The 18,571-nt window shown below is 62.5% G+C and carries 18 protein-coding genes and 1 pseudogene; 10 read left to right on the forward strand and 9 right to left on the reverse strand.

Annotation, left to right across the window (positions count from 1 at the left end):
* Nucleotides 1–563 (forward strand): annotated as a pseudogene (locus ADJ95_RS06030) (peptide ABC transporter ATPase); the annotation flags it as partial.
* 184 nt (nt 564–747) lie between these two features.
* A complete protein-coding gene (locus tag ADJ95_RS09510; RefSeq protein WP_239662804.1) occupies nt 748–1,017 on the forward strand; it encodes a hypothetical protein in 270 nt (89 codons plus the stop codon).
* 24 nt (nt 1,018–1,041) lie between these two features.
* Here the strand turns inward: ADJ95_RS09510 and ADJ95_RS09615 are convergent, their stop codons facing one another.
* Nucleotides 1,042–1,260: a hypothetical protein gene (locus ADJ95_RS09615; protein WP_210398459.1), complete on the reverse strand. Its 219-nt coding sequence runs from the start codon at nt 1,258–1,260 to the stop codon at nt 1,042–1,044.
* A gap of 69 nt (nt 1,261–1,329) precedes the next feature.
* Between ADJ95_RS09615 and ADJ95_RS06040 the strand changes: the two genes are divergently transcribed.
* From ADJ95_RS06040 to ADJ95_RS06060, 5 genes are all read left to right on the forward strand, one after another.
* Nucleotides 1,330–2,343 carry a YeiH family protein gene (locus ADJ95_RS06040; RefSeq protein ID WP_049333569.1) on the forward strand — a complete coding sequence of 338 codons (1,014 nt, stop codon included), beginning with the start codon at nt 1,330–1,332 and terminating at the stop codon, nt 2,341–2,343.
* Between the two features lie 250 nt (nt 2,344–2,593).
* On the forward strand, nt 2,594–3,094 hold the full coding sequence (ybaK, locus tag ADJ95_RS06045; protein ID WP_049333571.1) for a Cys-tRNA(Pro) deacylase: 501 nt from the start codon (nt 2,594–2,596) through the stop codon (nt 3,092–3,094).
* Nucleotides 3,095–3,240: 146 nt separating this feature from the next.
* Nucleotides 3,241–3,675: a peptide-methionine (R)-S-oxide reductase MsrB gene (gene msrB / locus ADJ95_RS06050; RefSeq protein WP_049333573.1), complete on the forward strand. Its 435-nt coding sequence runs from the start codon at nt 3,241–3,243 to the stop codon at nt 3,673–3,675.
* A gap of 152 nt (nt 3,676–3,827) precedes the next feature.
* The gene (locus ADJ95_RS06055) at nt 3,828–5,081 is read left to right on the forward strand and encodes an HRDC domain-containing protein (protein WP_049333575.1); all 1,254 of its coding nucleotides are present in this window, start codon (nt 3,828–3,830) and stop codon (nt 5,079–5,081) included.
* Nucleotides 5,082–5,105: 24 nt separating this feature from the next.
* Nucleotides 5,106–5,639: a Rieske (2Fe-2S) protein gene (locus ADJ95_RS06060; protein WP_080974960.1), complete on the forward strand. Its 534-nt coding sequence runs from the start codon at nt 5,106–5,108 to the stop codon at nt 5,637–5,639.
* Nucleotides 5,640–5,762: 123 nt separating this feature from the next.
* On the opposite strand, the gene dxs is transcribed toward ADJ95_RS06060, so the two are convergent.
* The 3 genes from dxs to ADJ95_RS06075 all read right to left on the reverse strand — a co-directional run bounded on the left by dxs (nt 5,763) and on the right by ADJ95_RS06075 (nt 12,005).
* Nucleotides 5,763–7,835, reverse strand: a complete 2,073-nt coding sequence (gene dxs / locus ADJ95_RS06065; protein WP_080974961.1) for a 1-deoxy-D-xylulose-5-phosphate synthase — start codon at nt 7,833–7,835, stop codon at nt 5,763–5,765.
* A 220-nt stretch (nt 7,836–8,055) separates the two neighbouring features.
* Nucleotides 8,056–9,675, reverse strand: a complete 1,620-nt coding sequence (locus ADJ95_RS06070; protein WP_049333579.1) for a class I SAM-dependent RNA methyltransferase — start codon at nt 9,673–9,675, stop codon at nt 8,056–8,058.
* 263 nt (nt 9,676–9,938) lie between these two features.
* Nucleotides 9,939–12,005: an APC family permease gene (locus ADJ95_RS06075; RefSeq protein WP_239662805.1), complete on the reverse strand. Its 2,067-nt coding sequence runs from the start codon at nt 12,003–12,005 to the stop codon at nt 9,939–9,941.
* Between the two features lie 176 nt (nt 12,006–12,181).
* Here ADJ95_RS06075 and ADJ95_RS06080 point away from each other — a divergent pair, with 176 nt between their 5' ends.
* Nucleotides 12,182–12,994, forward strand: a complete 813-nt coding sequence (locus tag ADJ95_RS06080; RefSeq protein ID WP_049333584.1) for a potassium channel family protein — start codon at nt 12,182–12,184, stop codon at nt 12,992–12,994.
* Complete coding sequence (locus tag ADJ95_RS06085; RefSeq protein ID WP_049333586.1) at nt 12,994–13,647, forward strand: potassium channel family protein; 654 nt, start codon at nt 12,994–12,996, stop codon at nt 13,645–13,647. Before ADJ95_RS06080 ends, ADJ95_RS06085 begins: the two co-directional genes overlap by 1 nt.
* 118 nt (nt 13,648–13,765) lie before the next feature.
* Here ADJ95_RS06085 and ADJ95_RS06090 read toward each other — a convergent pair whose 3' ends face one another.
* The 5 genes from ADJ95_RS06090 to ADJ95_RS06110 all read right to left on the reverse strand — a co-directional run bounded on the left by ADJ95_RS06090 (nt 13,766) and on the right by ADJ95_RS06110 (nt 17,001).
* Nucleotides 13,766–14,671 carry a DUF3159 domain-containing protein gene (locus ADJ95_RS06090; RefSeq protein ID WP_080974962.1) on the reverse strand — a complete coding sequence of 302 codons (906 nt, stop codon included), beginning with the start codon at nt 14,669–14,671 and terminating at the stop codon, nt 13,766–13,768.
* Between the two features lies 1 nt (nt 14,672).
* Nucleotides 14,673–15,203 carry a hypothetical protein gene (locus tag ADJ95_RS06095; RefSeq protein ID WP_049333589.1) on the reverse strand — a complete coding sequence of 177 codons (531 nt, stop codon included), beginning with the start codon at nt 15,201–15,203 and terminating at the stop codon, nt 14,673–14,675.
* Nucleotides 15,203–15,991 (reverse strand): DUF3710 domain-containing protein, encoded by a 789-nt coding sequence (locus ADJ95_RS06100; RefSeq protein ID WP_049333591.1) that lies wholly within the window; start codon nt 15,989–15,991, stop codon nt 15,203–15,205. The genes ADJ95_RS06095 and ADJ95_RS06100 overlap by 1 nt, the downstream gene beginning before the upstream one ends.
* A gap of 131 nt (nt 15,992–16,122) precedes the next feature.
* Nucleotides 16,123–16,566: a dUTP diphosphatase gene (dut, locus tag ADJ95_RS06105; protein WP_049333593.1), complete on the reverse strand. Its 444-nt coding sequence runs from the start codon at nt 16,564–16,566 to the stop codon at nt 16,123–16,125.
* A 135-nt stretch (nt 16,567–16,701) separates the two neighbouring features.
* Nucleotides 16,702–17,001, reverse strand: coding sequence for a DUF4193 domain-containing protein (locus ADJ95_RS06110; protein ID WP_049333595.1), 300 nt, complete (start codon nt 16,999–17,001; stop codon nt 16,702–16,704).
* Between the two features lie 325 nt (nt 17,002–17,326).
* Between ADJ95_RS06110 and sepH the strand changes: the two genes are divergently transcribed.
* On the forward strand, nt 17,327–18,511 hold the full coding sequence (gene sepH, locus ADJ95_RS06115) for a septation protein SepH (RefSeq protein WP_192830507.1): 1,185 nt from the start codon (nt 17,327–17,329) through the stop codon (nt 18,509–18,511).
* Nucleotides 18,512–18,571: the final 60 nt, after the last annotated feature.

The following is an 18,571-nucleotide window of genomic DNA, read 5'->3' on the forward strand; positions in this document are numbered from 1 at the left end:
CCAACGTCTACAAGAACCAAGCCGTCAACTTCTACGTCGACGCACCCACCGCACATTGGGAAGGCGACCTCATGATCGGCCACGTAGAAATCGAATCCTATCCCACCCAGATGACCATCCAATACGGCAACGGTGACGAGGATACTTTCTACACCATGGGTAAGCCGGTTAGCAGGGCACGCGGCGAAGAGTCACGCAAGACCGCGACCAGTTATGTGTATAAGCGTTCGGGTAATTTCCATGCCTACGCAACAGTGTCATACTCTGGTCGTTTCCGGGTGAACGGCGGCGCATGGCAGGCGTTGGATGTTGTGTTGACGAAAGATACCGTTGACCCGCTGCTGGTGCGTGTGTGGTGGGTTGATGTGGGACGCGTCGGCGGCACCTGCGAAGACGACGACACTCGTTGGGGCTGCAAGAACGACCCGACGATGGGTAAAAAGGATAACCCGAACCCCAGGTTGCGCAAGGCTGACATCCGTACCGGCCAGCGCTGGCATCTAAACGATAGCGGTGACGGGGACACAGAGTATTCACTGCACCGCGACTGGCCCGACATGTAAAGTCCGCCGCGGGTCTTACGTTGAGAAGCCACATGTTTGCCGAGAAGCCACTTCTTTGGTGGCTTTTCGAAACACATGTGGCTTCTCATCTATCGGGGTTCTTCCCTTCGGTTGGTTAGTCTTCCGGTTTCTAACCAGCCCCCCATCTCTTCACACACCACACCGATATGAGGAATACAATTCCATGACTTCCAACCTTTTTACCCGCCGCGCAATGCTGAGCGGCGGTACCCTTCTGGGTCTTGGTGCCCTGCTTGCGGCATGCGGCCATCAGGCAAATAACGAGGCGGCAGCCACCACCTCCGCAGCGCCGAGCGAAACCGCCTCGGCGTCTGCGGCAGCATCTAACGCTACTTCTGCTTCCGCTACTCCGAGCCCGGTCATTACCGCGGCTATTCCGGCGGATCAAAGGCACCCGACGGCGAGTACCGCAAAGCTGATGCATATGGTATAGCTCAAAACGTCCCTCTTCCGAAGGCTAAGCCGCAACAGTACCCTTGAAACCTTTGCTGGTCTTCGTGAGATGATGACCGATTGGGTCAGAGCCCGTAACTACGGTATTCAGACCGGTGACATGCAGTATGTATGGCCCTATATGCTGGATACCTACGAGAAGGATATTAAGTTCCTCAAGGATATCGAAGGCCTTTATCAGCGCGGAGGCTGAGGTGGCGCGTTCCCCGGGCTGGGTCTGCATTCCTACTTTCTATTTTATTTTTCTAACAAATAAGATTATAATAAGGAGTGTTTATTTTCGGAGGTTTTTATGTCATTTCTATCAAAAAATTGGGCAGGATTGTCAGTCTGTCTGATCATTTCTATCATCTCTTGGGTTTTAGGAGGATTTCTGCCTGTTGTGGGAGCACCTGTTTTCGCCATTTTTATCGGAATGATTCTCCATCCCTTTCTCGCTTCCTATGCACAACTGGATGCCGGTTTGACTTATAGCTCTAAAAAACTGCTTCAGTATGCTGTTATTTTGCTTGGGTTTGGACTCAATATCTCACAAGTTTTCGCAGTTGGAAAATCTTCCCTTCCTGTTATCCTTTCAACTATTTCAATTGCTTTGATTATAGCTTTCTTTTTCCAACGCTTTTTTAAGCTTGATACAAAGCTAGCTACCTTGATTGGAGTTGGATCTTCTATCTGTGGCGGTTCTGCCATTGCAGCGACTGCTCCTGTTATTCGCGCCAAGGAAAAAGAAGTAGCCCAAGCCATTTCTGTTATCTTTTTCTTCAATGTCTTGGCAGCTCTTATCTTTCCAACTCTAGGTTCTTGGCTCCATCTTTCCAACGAAGGTTTTGCTCTCTTTGCGGGTACTGCGGTCAACGATACTTCCTCTGTGACAGCTACTGCTAGTGCCTGGGATAGTCTTTACAATGCAAACACTCTTGAGCCTGCAACTATTGTCAAGCTGACACGTACTCTAGCTATTATCCCTATCGTTCTCTTCCTCTCCTATTATTGGCAAAGCCGTCAACAAGGCAACAACCAAGGAGTGAAGCTTAAAAAAATCTTCCCCGTTTTCATTCTCTACTTTATCCTAGCTTCTCTGATAACTACTCTTCTCACATCTTTCGGTGTCAGCAATAGCTTCTTTTCACCTCTCAAACAACTCTCTATATTCCTCATCATCATGGCTATGAGTGCTATTGGTCTCAAAACCAACCTCATTGCTATGATCAAATCCAGTGGAAAATCCATTCTTCTTGGAGCCCTTTGCTGGATTGCTATCATCCTGACTAGTCTTGGCATGCAATTATTCATCGGTATTTACTAAGAAAAAAAGGGAGCCTAAAGGCTACCTCAGAACGTAGGCAAATCAGATGGATTTTGGACTGTCGTTGGCTCGCTTTCTCAAGAGCAGCTGAAGGAAAAAGGGCTACTGAAATAACCCCATAACCATTGAGAAGCCACACGTGTTTCGAGAAGCCACCATCGTTGTGGCTTTTCGAAACACATGTGGCTTCTCGGCGCATAGGTATCGGCGCGTAGGTATCGGCGCATGGTGACTTCCGTAAAATGGTTGTATGGCTAAGAAAAATAAAGGCAAGAAGAGCGGAGCAGCAACGGCCGCCGTTGCCCTCCTCGCCGAGACGAACACTCCCTTCCAGATGCGCGAATACGAGCACACCGAGGGCGTAACCTCCTTCGGCGAAGAGGCTGCGAAGAACCTCGGCGCATCCGAGGAACAGGTCTTCAAGACCCTGCTCATCGTGCACGAAAAGGAATTCGCAGTCGCAATCGTCCCCGTCTCCGGCAAGCTCAACGTGAAGGCCGCCGCCGCAGCCCTCGGCTGGAAGAACGCTTCCATGTGCGACCCGAAGGTCGCCGAACGCCGCACCGGCTACGTGGTCGGCGGTATCTCCCCGCTGGGCCAGAAGACCCCCTCCCCCACCCTCCTGGACGAAAGCGCCCAGCTCTTCGATACCATCATGGTGTCCGGAGGCAAGCGTGGACTGGACGTCGAGCTCGCCCCCGACGACCTGCTGAAGCTCACCAACGGAAAGTACGCCGATATCCGCGCCTAACAGCCTCGTGCTGCCCCGCGACAGAATATTATCGGCACAGACTGCGCACCGCGGCGGTTGAGGAAATATACTCCTCCACCGCCGCGTTATGCATGTGTACAGATCAACGATTTAATGTACAGATCAACGATTTAAAGGAGAATCCCATGGGTAACTCGTTGCCGGGTGTCGGCACCATCGCAAAGAATTGGCGTGAAGTCCTCCGCCCCGAAGAATACGCGGTGCTGCGCGAGGGCGGCACGGAGCGTCCCTTCACGGGCGAGTACTGGAACACGCACGCCGAAGGCATCTACTCCTGCCGAGCCTGCGGCACGGAGCTGTTCCGCTCGGACCAGAAGTTCGACTCGCACTGCGGCTGGCCGTCGTTCTTCGCTCCCCTGGCCGAGGACCGCGTGCGCTACCTGGAAGACACGACGTTCGGCATGCGCCGCGTCGAGGTGCGATGTGCCGCCTGCGACTCGCACCTGGGCCATGTATTCGAGGGTGAGGGCTACCCCACCCCCACCGACCTGCGCTACTGCATTAACTCGGTGTGCCTGACCCTCACCCCGGCCGAGAACGAAAAGGCCGAAGAGGAATAGCATCCAGAAGCGGCCCCGGGGCCACCCCGATTCCCCTAATTCGAGCCTCTCAGCCGGGGCGGGTAGAATGGCCTAGTGCCTTTGGGGGCCGGTGTGGCGTGCCCGGGGCGATCTACATGTACAACACCTGAGCGTCAGAAGAGGATGGTTCCATGAGTAGCGCAGCTAAAGCGAACGGTTCGCTGACCCTTCAGGATATTGAGGTTCCCGAGGTTGTTCCGCTGAACACCCCTTCGACGCCGATTCCCACGCTGATTAACACCGAGAGCGGTTTGCGCCGAGCCGCCGAGTCACTGGCGGCGGCCTCCGGCCCGGTGGCCGTTGATACCGAGCGCGCGCAGGGTATCCGTTACGGTTCGCGCGCGTTCCTAGTGCAGCTCAAGCGCGAGGACAAGCTGTACCTGATCGACCCGGAGGCCTTCTCTGACCTGCGCATCATTAATGATGCGCTGGCCGACGCCGAGTGGGTGATTCACGCGGCGATTCAGGACTTCCCGAGCCTCGACATGCTGGGCATGCGCCCCAAGCGCCTATTTGACACCGAGCTGGGTGCTCGCCTGGCGGGCCTGAAACGCGTGAATCTGGGCGCGACGGTTGAGGAGCTTCTGGGCTACAGGCTGGAGAAGAAGCATTCGAAGGAGGACTGGTCGCACCGTCCCCTACCGGAGTCGTGGCTGAACTACGCGCTGCTGGACGTTGACGTGCTCATCGACCTGCGCGACGCCTTGGAGGAGCTACTCCGCAAGCAGGGCAAGCTGCAGTACGCTCAAGAGGAGTTTGCGTACCTGTGCGCATCACCGGTGAAGGACCCCACGGACCAGCCGGAGCGTTGGCGCAAGACGAAGGGCCGCACTGCCCTGCGGTCGGTCAAACAGCTGACGGCGCTGCGTAACCTGTGGGTTGAACGCGATTCGCTGGCCCGCAAGAAGGACATCGATTCGAAGCGGCTACTACCCGATTCCGCGTTGATTGAGGCGGCCCGCACCATGCCCCGCAACGTGCCGGCCGTGATGGCCATCCCCGGTTTTCAGACGCGCGGCCTGCGCCGTGAGGGTCCCCGCTGGGTGCGCGCTATCGCATCCGCAGCCCGCGGCGAGAACGCGGTGCCGTACACCCTGCCCTCGACCGCCCCTCCCCCGTTGAAGGCGTGGGAGTCGAAGCGCCCCGAGAATCTTGCGCTGTTTACCGAGGTTCGCCAGGTGATTGATGACCTCTCCGAGCGCCTGACGATTCCGGCGCAGAACCTGATTACGACCGATTACGTGCGCCGCCTCTGCTGGGAGCCTCCGGCCCGTCACGACGAGCAGTCCCTGCGGGATGCGCTGGCCGCCTACGGCGCACGCCCCTGGCAGACCGGTCTGGTCGCCCCCGCGATCGCGCCGGTATTCGCGAAGTATTTGGGTTAGCTTTCGCTCAACGAAAGAGGATTTATGTCTACTTCTCAGAATTGTTCCTGCTGTCGGCAGGCGAGCGTTCAGGAGCAGTCCGCTTCGGTGAAGCCCACGGCGACTGCCGAAACCGACCTTGCGTCGGATGCCGAGAGGGCCTCGTCCCGTCTGTTTTCGCGCCGTGCGACCCTGGTGACCGGGGCACTGGCCTCCACCGCGGCGCTGGCTTCCTGTGCCGAGGGCGGCGGCACGACGGTGACCGCGCCCGACGGAACCGTGGATATGGCAGCCGCGTCTTCGGTGGGCGTGGGTAAGGCCGCTAAGCTGACCCGCGGCACCACGACCGTGATTGTGGCTCAGCCGTCCGAGGGTCAGTACAAGGCGTACAGCCCCGTGTGCACTCACCAGGGGTGCCAGTTGCAGGTGCAGGATTCGAACCGCATCGTGTGCCCCTGCCATGGTTCGGAGTTCGCGACCGCCGACGGTTCGGTGCTGCACGGCCCGGCGGAGACCCCGCTGAAGACCTACTCGGTGCAGGTGAAAGACGGCCGTATCTTTGTGGGAAACAACAGCTAGGGCCGGCCTCTGCCTCGTTTTAGTTTCGTGTGCCGTTGAGGTGCACTGTTGAAAACACAGAAAACCCAGCTACCCGGTCGGGGTAGCTGGGTTTTCTGCGTCTCTAACTTTTACGCGTTACGGCTACGCGGTGTGGCGGGGCTTCTGGCCCTCCTCACGGGCGAAGGGCACCTTGTCGCCGGCCAGCTGGGCACGCACATCCGCGGCGATTCGCTCGGGGGTCAGGCCAACCTCCTCCAGAATCTGCTCGCGCGATGCGTGCGGGATGAACTCGGCGGGCAGACCCAGCTCGCTCAGGGCCGTATCGACGCCGGCCTCACGCATCTCTTGTCGGATGCGCGCACCCACGCCGCCGGAACGCACGCCGTCCTCGATGGTCACCACGATGCGGTGGTCACGGGCCAGCTCCACGACGGAGGAGGGAACGGGAATGATCCAGCGCGGGTCAATCACGGTGGACTCAATGTCCTCTGCGGCCAGAATCTCGGAAACCTCCAGGGCCACGCGGGCCATGGCGCCCACGGCCACGAAGAGCACGTCGCGCTGGCCGGTCTCGGGATGCGGTTCGCCGGTGCGGGCCAGAACGTCTACACCGTCGGCGCGGCGCTCAATAGCTGGGATGTCCTCGCCCACGGAGCCTTTGGGGTAGCGAATCACGGTGGGTGCGTCGTTGATGGCTACGGCTTCGCGCAGCTCCTCGCGCAGGGTTGCGGCGTCACGCGGGGCGGCCAGGTGCAGCCCGGGGATGAACTGCAGCATCGCCAAGTCCCACATGCCGTGGTGGCTTGCGCCGTCGGGGCCGGTGATGCCGGAGCGGTCCAGGACCACGGTCACGCCGGCCTTGTGCAGTGCCACATCCATGAGCAGCTGGTCGAAACCGCGGTTCAGGAAGGTTGCGTAGAGCGCGACGACCGGATGCATGCCACCGTAGGCGAGGCCCGCGCTCATGGCGATGGCGTGCTGCTCGGCGATGCCCACGTCAATCACGCGGTCGGGGTGGCGCTTCTGGAACTCGCGCAGACCCACGGGAATGAGCATAGCGCCGGTGATGCCGACGACGTTCTCCTGCTCATCCGCAATATCTGCAATCTCACGGCCAAAGACGCTGGTCCAGGACTCGGCGGTGCTCTTGGAGACGGCATTACCGGTCAGCGGGTCAATCGGGCCGACCGCGTGGAACTGGTCGTCCTTGTTCGCGCGGGCGGGTGCATAACTGTGGCCCTTCTCGGTGATGGCGTGCACGATGACCGGGCCCCCGTAGTTCTTCGCGGCGGTCAGGGCGTTCTCCACAGCCTGCTGATCGTGGCCGTCGATGGGGCCCACGTACTTCATGCCGAGTTCCTCGAAGATACCCTTGGGCACCACCACGTCCTTGATGCCGGCCTTCATGCCGTGCAGGCCGCGGTAAATCATCTGGCCCAGGGCACCACCCCGCTGCAGACCCACGCGCACCGCGTCGAGGGCGCGGTCGTAGCGGTGGTCCAGGCGAACGCGGTCCACCTGCTGCTGCACGCCGTGCTTGAGCTCGGAAAGCTGGTTGGCGAAACCGCCGATGGTGGGCGCGTAGGAGCGGCCGTTATCGTTCACGATGATTACGACCTTGCGGCTACGGTCGGCGGCGATGTTGTTCACGGCCTCCCAGGCCATGCCGCCGGTGAGCGCGCCGTCGCCGATGAGCACGACGGTGTAGCGGTCGTCCTCACCGTTAATACGGTTGGCGCGCGAAATGCCGTCGGCCCAGGAGATAGAGCTGGAGGCGTGCGAGGAGGCAATAATGTCGTGCTTGGACTCGTTGCGGTCGGGGTAGCCCGAGAGGCCGCCCTTCTGACGCAGAGTCTTAAACGCATGACGGCCGGTCACGAGCTTGTGCACGTAGGACTGGTGGCCGGTGTCAAAGAGGATGTTGTCCTTGGGGGAATCGAAAATGCGGTGGATGCCAAGGGTCAGCTCCACAACGCCCAGGTTCGGGCCCAGGTGGCCGCCGGTCGCCGAAACGTTCGTCACGATGAACTGGCGAATCTCGTTGGAAAGCTCCTCCAGCTGCTCGTAGCTCAGGTTGCGCAGGTCGGAGGGGTCCTTGATGCCGGGCAGCAGGCGGGCCGTGTGGCCGTCGCCGAGGCTGTAATCTACGGTGGGTGCTCCGGGGGTGGCGGCCTTCGGGTTGTTCTCCTGCGGCGACGCATTTTCAGCAGACATACACCCACACTCCTCAAGGGTTCAGGGCACGGCTCATTCCGTGCGTTGGTTCTCCAATGATTTTACCTTTTAAGGGGCTAAAAATCAGATTCGCGTCACCGTCAGGTGAGACGAGCTCTCCTCTCCTCCGACGGCACCCCGGGCAGGTCTGCCGCCAATCGAACGCCGGTCCGCGCCCCGCCCTCCTCTGTCGAAGGACGAGCCGCGGCCAATCCGCCGCCTACTTGCGGCGACGACGCGGGCGAGGCTTCGCCGGCGCACGCTCGAAGAGCGCCACGCTCTCAACGTGGTGCGTGTTCGGGTACATGTCGAAGGCCCGCAGCTGCACCATATCCCAGCCGAGCTCACGCAGAATACCTGTGTCGCGGCCCAGAGCCGCCGGATCGCAGGCCACGTACAGGATGCGACCGGGATCCAGAGCGTCCAGGCGCTCCAGGGTGGTGCGGTTGGCACCCTCACGCGAGGGGTCCAGAACCACGGCGTCAATCGGCGGGATCTGTTCGAAGTCGCGGGCGGTCTTCAGGTCGACCAGGTGGCGCGCCACGTCACCGCGAATCACCTCGATGCGGGTCTGCGCCGAGTTATCGGTGCGGGAGCATCCATCGGGCGCAAAGTTGGAGCGGGCGTCCTTGTGGGTCACGGGGGAACCCTCGATGCTGATGACCGTTCCGGTGGGGCCCACCGCATCGGCCAGGGCCGCGGTGAACAGTCCCGCTCCGGCGTACAGGTCGAGGGCGCACTCGCCCTCCTGCGGGCGCAGCATGGTCAGCATCGCCGCAATCATGGTCGAAGGAGCCGAACGGTGAATCTGCCAGAATCCGCCGGCCGAGACCTGGTAGCTGAAGCGGCGGGGGCCGAAGGTCACTTCCTCGGTCACCGAACGCAGGCCGGCACCGAGCAGGCGGTCGCTTTCCTCCACGCGGCGGTAGGGTGCGTGGGAGGCGCCAGGGCGGCGACGCTTGGGCTTACCGTTCGAGGACGACTCCGGCGTGAAGTAGAGGGACACCTTACGCTTGGCGAGCAGTCCCCAGGCTTCGGTGGCCTGCTCCTCCACCGCGCGCGCAATCTCGTCAATCGAGAAGCGCGGGTCCACGATGAATTGCAGTAGCACGCGGCCGCGGGAGGAGACGGTCGCCTCCACCTCGCGCACACCGCGCAGGTTCAGCTGCTCCAGGTGCAGGTCGCGCAATTCCCTGGCTGCAAGCGGAAAATCAACGACCGGGACCGGCGAGGAGGCGTGGTACGGGTGCATGGCGACGCGCCAGGTCACGACGGGTCGGCCCTCTGCGTTTTCCTCACGCACGCGGGCCACGGCGTAGCGCACGCGGGTTCGCCACGACAGCCCCTCGGAGTTATCGCGCAGGGGCAGCTCCTCGACGGTCAGGTTCGTTAGCAGCGGAGAGGTCAGCGGCAGGCCGCCCAGACGGTGAATCTGGGTGCGCACAATATCGGTCTTGTAGCGGCGCTGCTCATCCAGCGCGAGGTGACCGTACTCCATGCCGCCCAGCAGCTCTGGCACACCGGTTGCGGCGGCGCGCTCCTCGGCGCTGGCGAGCGCATCGGCCTGAATCCAGGGGTGGGGGCGGCGGGCAAGGGAGGACACGGGAACGTCGATGACGTCCGCGAAGTAGTAGCGGCGCTTGGGGCCGATGGAGGTGATGCGCACGCGAGCCTGCTCGCCGACAACGCCGTGGCGAACGAAGATGACGCCCTCTGCGGTGCGAGCGACGAAGGAGCCTCCGTGGGCGGGTGCTTCACAGGTGACGGTGAGGACTTGGCCGACGCTGTAACCACCTGCTTCTGTGGAGGCGGCGGCGGGGTCAGTGGTGTGTTGAGTCACGACGTTGTCTCCTAATCATCACTTAATGTGAACTATTTTACACCGAAATATTCGGGGTCTCGGGTTTCGACGCTCCCCGGGGGTGAAGTGCGGTGAAGCCCTCACCGTGCCGGTCCGGGGCGTTTGTAGCAGGTGCTTGTAGCAAGGCAATAGGGCGAGCCTTTCAGCGCGGTCCCTTCGTGTTTCAGCGCGGTTCTTCGGGGCCGCCGTTTTCTCGGGAAGCTCTCGGGATTTTCTCGGGAAGCTGCGCTCCCCCGCGTAGCTTAGGATGCAGAGTCCTCGTGCAATCGGCCGCGGTAGACCGCGTGACGGTTGCTCTGGGTGAGCTCTCGGCCGCCGCCGGCGGGGCGGGTGACGTTCGGTGCCAGGGCGGGGTTCTCCCCCGGGGTGGTCGCCTCCTCGACGACCTCTTCGGTCTGCAGGCGCTGGTCGAAGATTTCGTCGTACACTTCGTCCTCGTGCATGGCCCACGGCACGGTCGCGGTCATCACGCCAGACTCATGAAGCAGCGCCTTCTTGAGGCGGCGCACGGTGCGGCGGTGCAGAATACGCTGCCACCAGTGATCCACCACGAATTCGGGCAGGTACACGACCAGGATGTCGCGCGGCGACTTCTTGCGGCGGCGGCGAATGTACGAGACCACTGCCTGCACGGTATCGCGGTAGGGCGAGTCGATGACCGACAGCGGCACTGGGATGTCGAGGGCGTACCAGCGGTTCTTCACGATCTCGAGAGCCGCGCGGTCGTTGTTGACGGTGAGCGCCTCAATCGTCGAGGGACGCGAGGCACGCGCGTACGAGAGGGCACGCACCGCGGGCCTGCGCACGCGTTCCACGTACACGATGGCGTGCACGCGTGAGGGCAGGGCCGCCACATCCGCCACGGACTCGGCGTTCAGCGGCATATCCATGGCTTCGTCGACCGTGGCGTAACGACGGTGAGTGAGCATCATACCTCCAACCATGAGGGCAATCATTCCGAGGGACAGCCAGGCGCCGGCACCGAGCTTCGTGACGATCACCACAACGAGTACGGCGGCGGTGACGGTCACGCCCAGGGCGGACACCGCGATATCGCGCAGGAGGGCGCGGCGGGGCATCTGGGCCAGGGTAACCCGCAGCAGGCGCATGCGGTAACGCACCACGGCCAGCTGCACCATGACCATGGAGATACACATACCCACGATGTACAGCTGAATCAGGGAGTAGACATCCGAGCCGAAGAGCACGGTGAGTATCGTCGAGAAGCCCGCGAGGGTCAGCACGCCGTTGGTGTACAGGCCGCGGGAATCCACGCTGCGGAAGAAGACGGGCAGGTACTGGTAGTCCGCCAGGGAGGAGGCGATCATGGGGAAGCCGGTGAACGCGGTAATCGAAGCGATAATCAGCACGCCCACGGTCGCAAACACCAGCAGCTGCGCGTAAATCGGGGTGTCGCGGTACACCGCGAGAGCCACCTGGTAGAGGGCGGGCTTCTGGTGGAAGTACTCCCCCGGCGCGCGCCCGTCGATGAAGAGGAATTGGGTCGTGTCATGCACCATGTGCACGTGCGTGAGGTAGGCCAGGCTCAGCAGGCCCACCAGCAGAACGGAGGTGATGATGCCCATCATCATCATGGTCAGGGCCGCGTTGTACTTCTTGGGCGGGCGGAAGTAGCGGACCGAATTGGAAATCGTCGACACGCCGGAGAAAGCAACCGCGCCTCCCGAGAAGGAGCGTGCCAGCAGCAGCATGAGCGCCACGCCTTCGGTGGCGTTGCTGCCTAGCTCCGGCACGATGGCGTAGCCGGCGGATTCGGCCACGGGCAGGGCGCCCACGGAGGCACGCACCCAACCAATAATCAGGGTGATGCCCAGGAGCGCCAGGAAGATGTACAGCGGCCAGTGAGCAATCTTGCCCATGAGCTGCAGACCGCGCAGGGCCGTGAGCGTCAGAGCCAGGATGAGCAGCACCGCAATCGTCGTGCGCCAATCCTGAATCTCGGGGTACAGGGCCACGAGGAATGTGGCCGCCGAAGACATGGACACCGACACCGTCAGCATGTAGTCCATGAGCGAGGAGGCACCCATCATGACCGCGGGTAACGCGCCCAGCTTCTTGTGCACCAGCTGAATATCGCCCTCGGCGGCAATCTGGCTGATGTTGTAGCGGTAGGTGCCGATGACCACCAGCCCCACCAGGGCGACCGCCAGGCCAACCCACGGGGAGAACGCGAGCGCCGAAGCACCCGCCGCGGCCAGGGTCAGAATCGTCTGGTCGGCGGCGTAGGCCACCGAGGAGATGCCGTCGGCACCAAAAAGGGGCAGGGCGTACCGCTTCGGCAGGGTCACTGCCGAAAGGTTCCGCGTGCTGACCGGTCGACCGATCAGGGCGATGCGCATCCTGTCCCAACGATTTCTCACCCATTAAGGCTATCTTCCCGGGCCCCAAAGCTCAATTCAATGAGCGGTTCAATTACACTGGAAGGGTATGCGTTAAAGCGCGTCATCAACACATGGAGAGAAGCATGCCTCACTTTGTCATCATGGGCGCCGGGCGCGTGGGCGTCATGCTGGCCCGCACGCTGGAGGCCTCCGGGCACACGGTTGCCGTCATCGATCAGGATGAGCGCGCCTTCCAGCCGTTGCGCAAGGGTTTTGAGGGTCAGCTGGTGACCGGTGTGGGTTTCGATCAGGAGACCCTCAAGCGCGCCGGAATTACCGAGGCCTACGCCTTTGCGGCCGTCTCGTCGGGTGATAACTCGAACATCATTGCCGCGCGTGTGGCTCGCGAGCTGTTCAAGGTGAAGAACGTGGTGGCTCGCGTGTACGATCCCAACCGCGCCGAATTCTTCCAGCGCATGGGCATCCCCACGGTGGCCTCGGTGCGTTGGTCTACCGATCAGGTGTTGCGCCGTCTGCTGCCCGAGCAGGCGCTGAAGGGTGATTTCCGTGAGCCTTCGGGCCGCCTCATGCTCACCGAGATTCCGCTGGATGACGGCTGGGCCGGCCACGCGCTCGTCGACATTGAGCGTGCCGCCGGGGTGCGCATCGCCTACATCACCCGCTTTGGTGAGGGTATGCTCCCCCGCCCCGATAGCGCCTACCAGCAGGGTGATAGCGTGCACGTGATGATGCGCACCGACGACGTCGCCGATGTGACGCGTATTCTTTCGCGCCCGCCGCGCACCGAGGACGACGAGGTGGAGTACCGCACCGACGCGAATATGGACTGGTTGCGTTCCGCCACGAGTAAGGCCACCCCTGGATTCGGGACCCCCTCCCTGCCCGATCCCCGCCAGCTCTTTGGCCGCCAGCGCTCGACCCCTAAGGAGAAGTAATGAAGGTACTCATCGTTGGTGCCGGTTCCGTGGGTGCGTCGATTGCCAAGGAGCTCATGATAAACGGACACGACGTGACCATCATCGATTCCAAGCCCGAAGCTAAGAAGCGCGCCGACCTGCCCGGCGTGCGCTGGCATATAGGTGACGCCTGCGAGCTGTCCGTGCTACGCCAGGTGCACCCGAACAAGGCGGACGTGGTCGTTGCCGCAACCGGTGACGACAAGGCAAACCTGATGGTCTCCCTGCTGGTGCGCAGCGAGTTCGGCGTGCCGCGCACCGTGGCCCGCGTGAATAACCCCCGCAACGAGTGGCTCTTCGACGACTCCTGGGGCGTGGATGTGGCCGTGTCCACCCCGCGCCTGATGACCGCGCTGGTTGAGGAGGCCGTGGAGGTGGGCGACGTCGTGCGTCTGCTGACCCTGCAGGCCGGTGGCGCGACCCTGGCCGAGTACACTGTGCCGGAGGATCACCCCATCATCGGTTACCGTGTCGACCACGTGCAGTGGCCGGCCGATACGGTACTCACCGCGATTCTGCGCGATGGCGCCCCGATTCCGCCGAGCCCCGACGTCGTGCTCGAGGGCGGCGACGAGCTGTTCTTCATCACGACGATTGCCGGTGAGGATCAGATTCGCGCCCTCTTCGCGTAGACTTGCGCGGCGTGGTTATCCCCTAAATTTGAGGATGCGAAAGCCCCGATCCCCTTACGGACCGGGGCTTTCGCCTTATCTTCTATGAAGCCTTCTCTACGAAGGTGCGGGGTGTGTTTTAGCGGTTTTCAGAGCCCTCAGAGCCCTCAGCGACGCCGGAGCCCTCAGCGCTGTCAGCGCTATTAGCGGTCTCAGGTTCTTCAGCTTCTTCGGCATCGCGAGCCTCGGCGTCCCCACCCGAGCTCGCCTCTCCGGGGGCCGAAACGCGCCAGGCCAGCCACACGCCCAAAGCGTACAGCGGCAGGCCCATAATCAGGCGGGTGGCGCCCAGCGCCTCCACCGCGTTGGCAAAGTACAGGGGCATCTGCACCGCCAGGCGCAGAAGCATCAGGATCGTAATAATCCAGGTGGCCAGCATGTACTGGCGCACCCGCACCGGGTTCTTCCGCCAGGTCAGGCCCTCGCCGCGAATCACGCCGAAAATCAGGCCCGTAATCGGCCAACGCACCGCCATGGACACCAGGTACCCCAGCGAATACAGGCCGTTCGTCCAGAAACCAACCACAAAGTAGTCGCTCGCATTACCCGTGCGGTAGGCCGCGAAGGCGCAAATCGCCACGCCCACCAGACCGGTCAGGGCGCTCACCAGCTTGGACCCCTGCACCAGGCGAATCAGGGTGAAGGCGGCGGCCGCGACCAGCGCGGCAATCAGCGAAAGGTTCAGTTCCTTCGTCACGGTGAACAACACCAGGAACGCCACCGCGGGCAGGGAGGATTCCACCAGGCCGCGCCAACCGCCGATGGCGTGCAGAACATCCACGTCACCATTGGCGGTGCGGCGCATGTTCGCGCTCATGGAGGCGCTCACCGCCTGCGCGAACTGGTGCGGCGACTCGGACGATTTGGAGGATTTGGAGGACTCGTTCCGCTCGCTCACCCGGCTCTGCTGTGCGGCGGATGCGGGCACGGTTTCGCGCGCGGTCTTCTCGGCCTCCCGGTCGGGATTGGTCGGCTCGGAGCTCATGTTATCCCTTCTCCACAAAGAATTGCGGCACAATCTCGTAGCGCGGATTGTAAATAATCGGCTGGTTCGCGCGAATCGACACCACGCCCGAACAGCGCAGGAGCGCACCGGCGAGGACGCCCGGCACCATCTGCTGGCCCTGCCACTTGAGTATCACCCGGTCGCCGTAGTTGAACGGCGGGTAGGAGGGAAAAGCCACATCCACGGTTTCCAGCTGCGAGGTGACCGTGGCCAGCGAGGCCGTGTTCAGATGGTGCTGCTTCTCGGGGTCCTCGGATTCCTCCTCAAAATCCTCGCCCGGAGGCTCCACAATGGGCATGCCGATGATTGCGCGCGGGTTCGTCCACTGCAGCGGCTTTGACTTGGCGACCAGCAGCTCGGCGCGGTACATCGGCTTGCTGTGGGCCGTCGGTAGCCACACCTGCTCCACGCGACCGGCGAGGCGCACGCGAAAGCGCTCGGGGTAGCCGGGAGCAATCGGATGCTCCTCGGGAACCACGAGCGCGCTCGGATGATGCGAAAAGCTCGGCATTAGCCGATCTCGGTGATCTCGGGGCCGCGGCGAGGCATCGGGCGGAGCTCCTGGTGATTATCCTTCGGCTCCTCGTCCTCAGTTTCGTCCTCGGCGATAGCCAGGTCTGCGGGCAGGGTCATGGGCAGCAGCTCGCGGGGCGGGCGCGGGTCGTCACCGCGGTCCACCACCACATCGCGGAAAACCTCCTCCACGGAGGCTGCGGCAGCCTCGTCGCCCAGCACAGCGGCACCGGAGATGACGCCGCGCAGGAACCAGCGGGGGCCGTCCACGCCCACGAAGCGGGCGATGCGCTCGCCGCGCTTGCCGTCCGGGGTGATGGCGGGCAGGCGGGTCAGCATCTCGGCACCGAACACGCCGGCGTACACCTCAACCGTGCCGCCCTGGGAGGCGACGGACTCGGTCAGGTCGTGGCGGATGTCGTCCCAAATGCCGGTGGTACGCGGCGCTGCGAAGGCCTGCACCTGCAGGGTTGCACCGTCGCGGGTGATGGTTGCGGCAATCACCGCACCGGTCGAGTCATCGGTCTCGAGTCGCAGGTTCATGCCCTCGTGCATCTTGATGCGCAGGGCGCCCAGGTCGACGTAGTCCTCGAGATCCTCTTCGCTGACCTCCTCGATGTCGTGGGGTCCGTTCACGCGATCGTACTTGATCACTTCGGCGGAGTTCTCCTCCTCCTTCAGCTCCTCGACCTCGACGCTGGTCTCTTCGATTTCCTCGTTGACAGCCTTGTCGATGGCGGCCTTCTCGGCCTCCTCGGCTTTCTTCTTCTTACCAAATCCGAACATGGTGTTCCACCTTTCGCCGCACCCCGGGTGCGGGTTGTGTTCCCTCCACCCGGGGAATCCGTCAGAATCCGTTGAGGGGAGGTACGTTTCTACGCGCGAGCCGCAGCGCGGCGGACCCGTGCGAGCCCGTCCTAGTGAACTCCGCTGGAGCCGAAGCCGCTGGAGCCACGCTCCGTCTCGTCCAGTTCCTCCACGATGGTGAAGGTCGCGTGCTCGTACTTCTGAATCACCAGCTGAGCGATGCGATCGCCGCGGCTCACGTGGAAAGCCTTCGTCTTATCGGTGTTGAGCAGGGTGACCATCAGCTCACCGCGGTAGCCGGAGTCAACGGTTCCGGGCGCATTAACAATGGTAATACCGTGCTTGGTGGCCAGACCCGAGCGCGGATGCACCAGACCCACGTAGCCCTCGGGCAGGGCGATGGCCACGCCGGTGGGCACGAGCGCACGCTCGCCCGGCTCCAGCTCGAATTCGATGCGCGAGCGCAGATCGGCGCCGGCGTCACCGGGCTTGGCGTAGGAGGGGGCGGGCAGCTCGGGATCGAGCAGCTTAATGTGAACGTTGATGGGGTTCATCGGGGTCGGTCCTTTCGGGATGTGTGTGCCAGGCTCCCGCGCGGCGGGTGCGGAGGCATACTCAACGGGGCGGTGCCGTGTGGCACTCGCCCCGTTCAGATGTCTATCGGGTGGGGGTTACCCATCCTTGGAATATTAGCCTTCGCATTCGACGCAGTAGTACAGGCCGCCGTCCTCGCGTGCAATCTGCGAGCGGTGGCGAACCAGGAAGCAGGATGCGCAGGTGAACTCGTCGTCCTGAGCGGGCAGAACCACGACGTTCAGCTCCTCGTTGGAGAGGTCGGCGCCGGGAAGCTCGAAGCTCTCGGCGGCGCTGTTCTCGTCCTCGTCTACCGCGCCGGACTGCATGTCGGAACGGCGCGCGTTGAGCTCCTCGTAGGACTCTTCGCTCTGCTCTTCGTCCTGCTTGCGAGGTGCATCGTAATCAGTTGCCAAACTTTCACGCTCCGTTGAATCTATTGAATCTGTGGCCGCGTTAGCCGCGCCACTCTGGTTTTAAAATTCTCCATGCCGCCGCTACGCCCGTGACGACATGCCAGGTATTGTTCACCATTGAACACCCTTTTGTCTAATCCAGCGTGAGCTTTGAGCATACACGACGTCATATTCTGTGCAATAAAGATGGCGCGGGACATATTTTTTGGCCCAAACAAGCCCCCGAGCTACTGATTTTGCGCGCTTTCACGGTACCCTGGAAGGTAGTTTGCGTTCCGTGCACCACATTTCACGGAAGGCGCCCGGTTCACCTATGGAGGTTCTCATGCTTGAGCTACGTCTGATTGGCGTGCACGATGACGGCGAAAATCTGGTGCTTGAGTCTGCCGACGGCACCCGCTTCTTGCTGCCCATTGACGCCAACCTGCGCACGAGCATCACCAAGGCTCGCCGTATTCAGCCCGCCCGCGGCCTGGGCGCTAAGGGCACCTACGGCCCGCGCGATATTCAGACCCGTTTCCGTCAGGGTGCCTCCGTTGAGGAGATCGCGGAGGAGTCCGGCTGGGAGCCGGAGCGCGTGCGCCGCTACGAGTGGCCGATCGTGGCCGAACGCGCCCACATTATTCGCGCCGCTCAGAGCGTGAAGATTGGCCGCCGCGATTCGGCTTCGGGTAGCGCGCAGATTCCGGTGACGCTCAGCGCCCGCATTGAGGAGGTTTCGGAGCGTTACGGTTTTGAGGAGGCCACCCAGGATTGGACGACCCGCCAGCAGGAGAACGGCCAGTGGCGCGTTGAGGTTGATATTGCGCTGAAGGATTCGGTGCGTCAGAACCTGCCCTCGCAGGTGATGTTCCCCGCCCGCTGGGTGTACAACCCCGCGAACCAGGGCCTGTACGCCTCGAACGAGGCCGCGTACTTCCTGATGGGCAATAGCGAGGACGCTGTGGCCGCCGCCGCGAAGAAGGCCCCCGTGGAGGTTCCGCAGGCCCGCCTGCCGAAGGCTCCGGAGCCCGCACCGGCTCCCCTGGCTTCTTCCGAGAGTGCTGACGAGCGTAAGCTCAAGGAGCTTCTGGAGCGTGCCCGCTCGGTGCGTCCCGCCCAGGTTGAGGAGCCCGAGGTGTTCGTGCATCGCGAGTCTGCTGAGACTCCGCAGGCTGAGGCTCCCGCAGAGACTCCTGCTGAGGCCCCCAAGGCTGAGGCGACCACCCGCGCGAACGAGGAACAGCCTGCACAGACCGCAACCGCCGATCGAGGCCCGCTGACCGGTGCGCCCTCCGCGCACACCCCCGCGGCGCATCCGGCACCGGAGGAGTACGGCAAGCACTCCCCCGATACCGAGGCAGCCGAGACTGCCGAGGCTCCCGCGGCGCAGGATGAGCCCGCAGAAGCTGCGGGTGCGGCCGAGGAATCCGCCAAGGCCTCCGCGGCAGAGAAGCCCAAGTCTTCCTCGAAGAAGCAGCGCGTGAGCGTTCCCGCCTGGGACGACATCATCTTCGGCGGCCGCAAGTAAGCGACCACCCGCGCGCCGCCCGATAAAGGCTTCTAGGCAAAGGCGCCAAGACAGCAGAAA

The organism is Rothia mucilaginosa, assembly GCF_001061665.1.
GTDB classification, from domain to species: Bacteria; Actinomycetota; Actinomycetes; order Actinomycetales; family Micrococcaceae; genus Rothia; species Rothia mucilaginosa_A.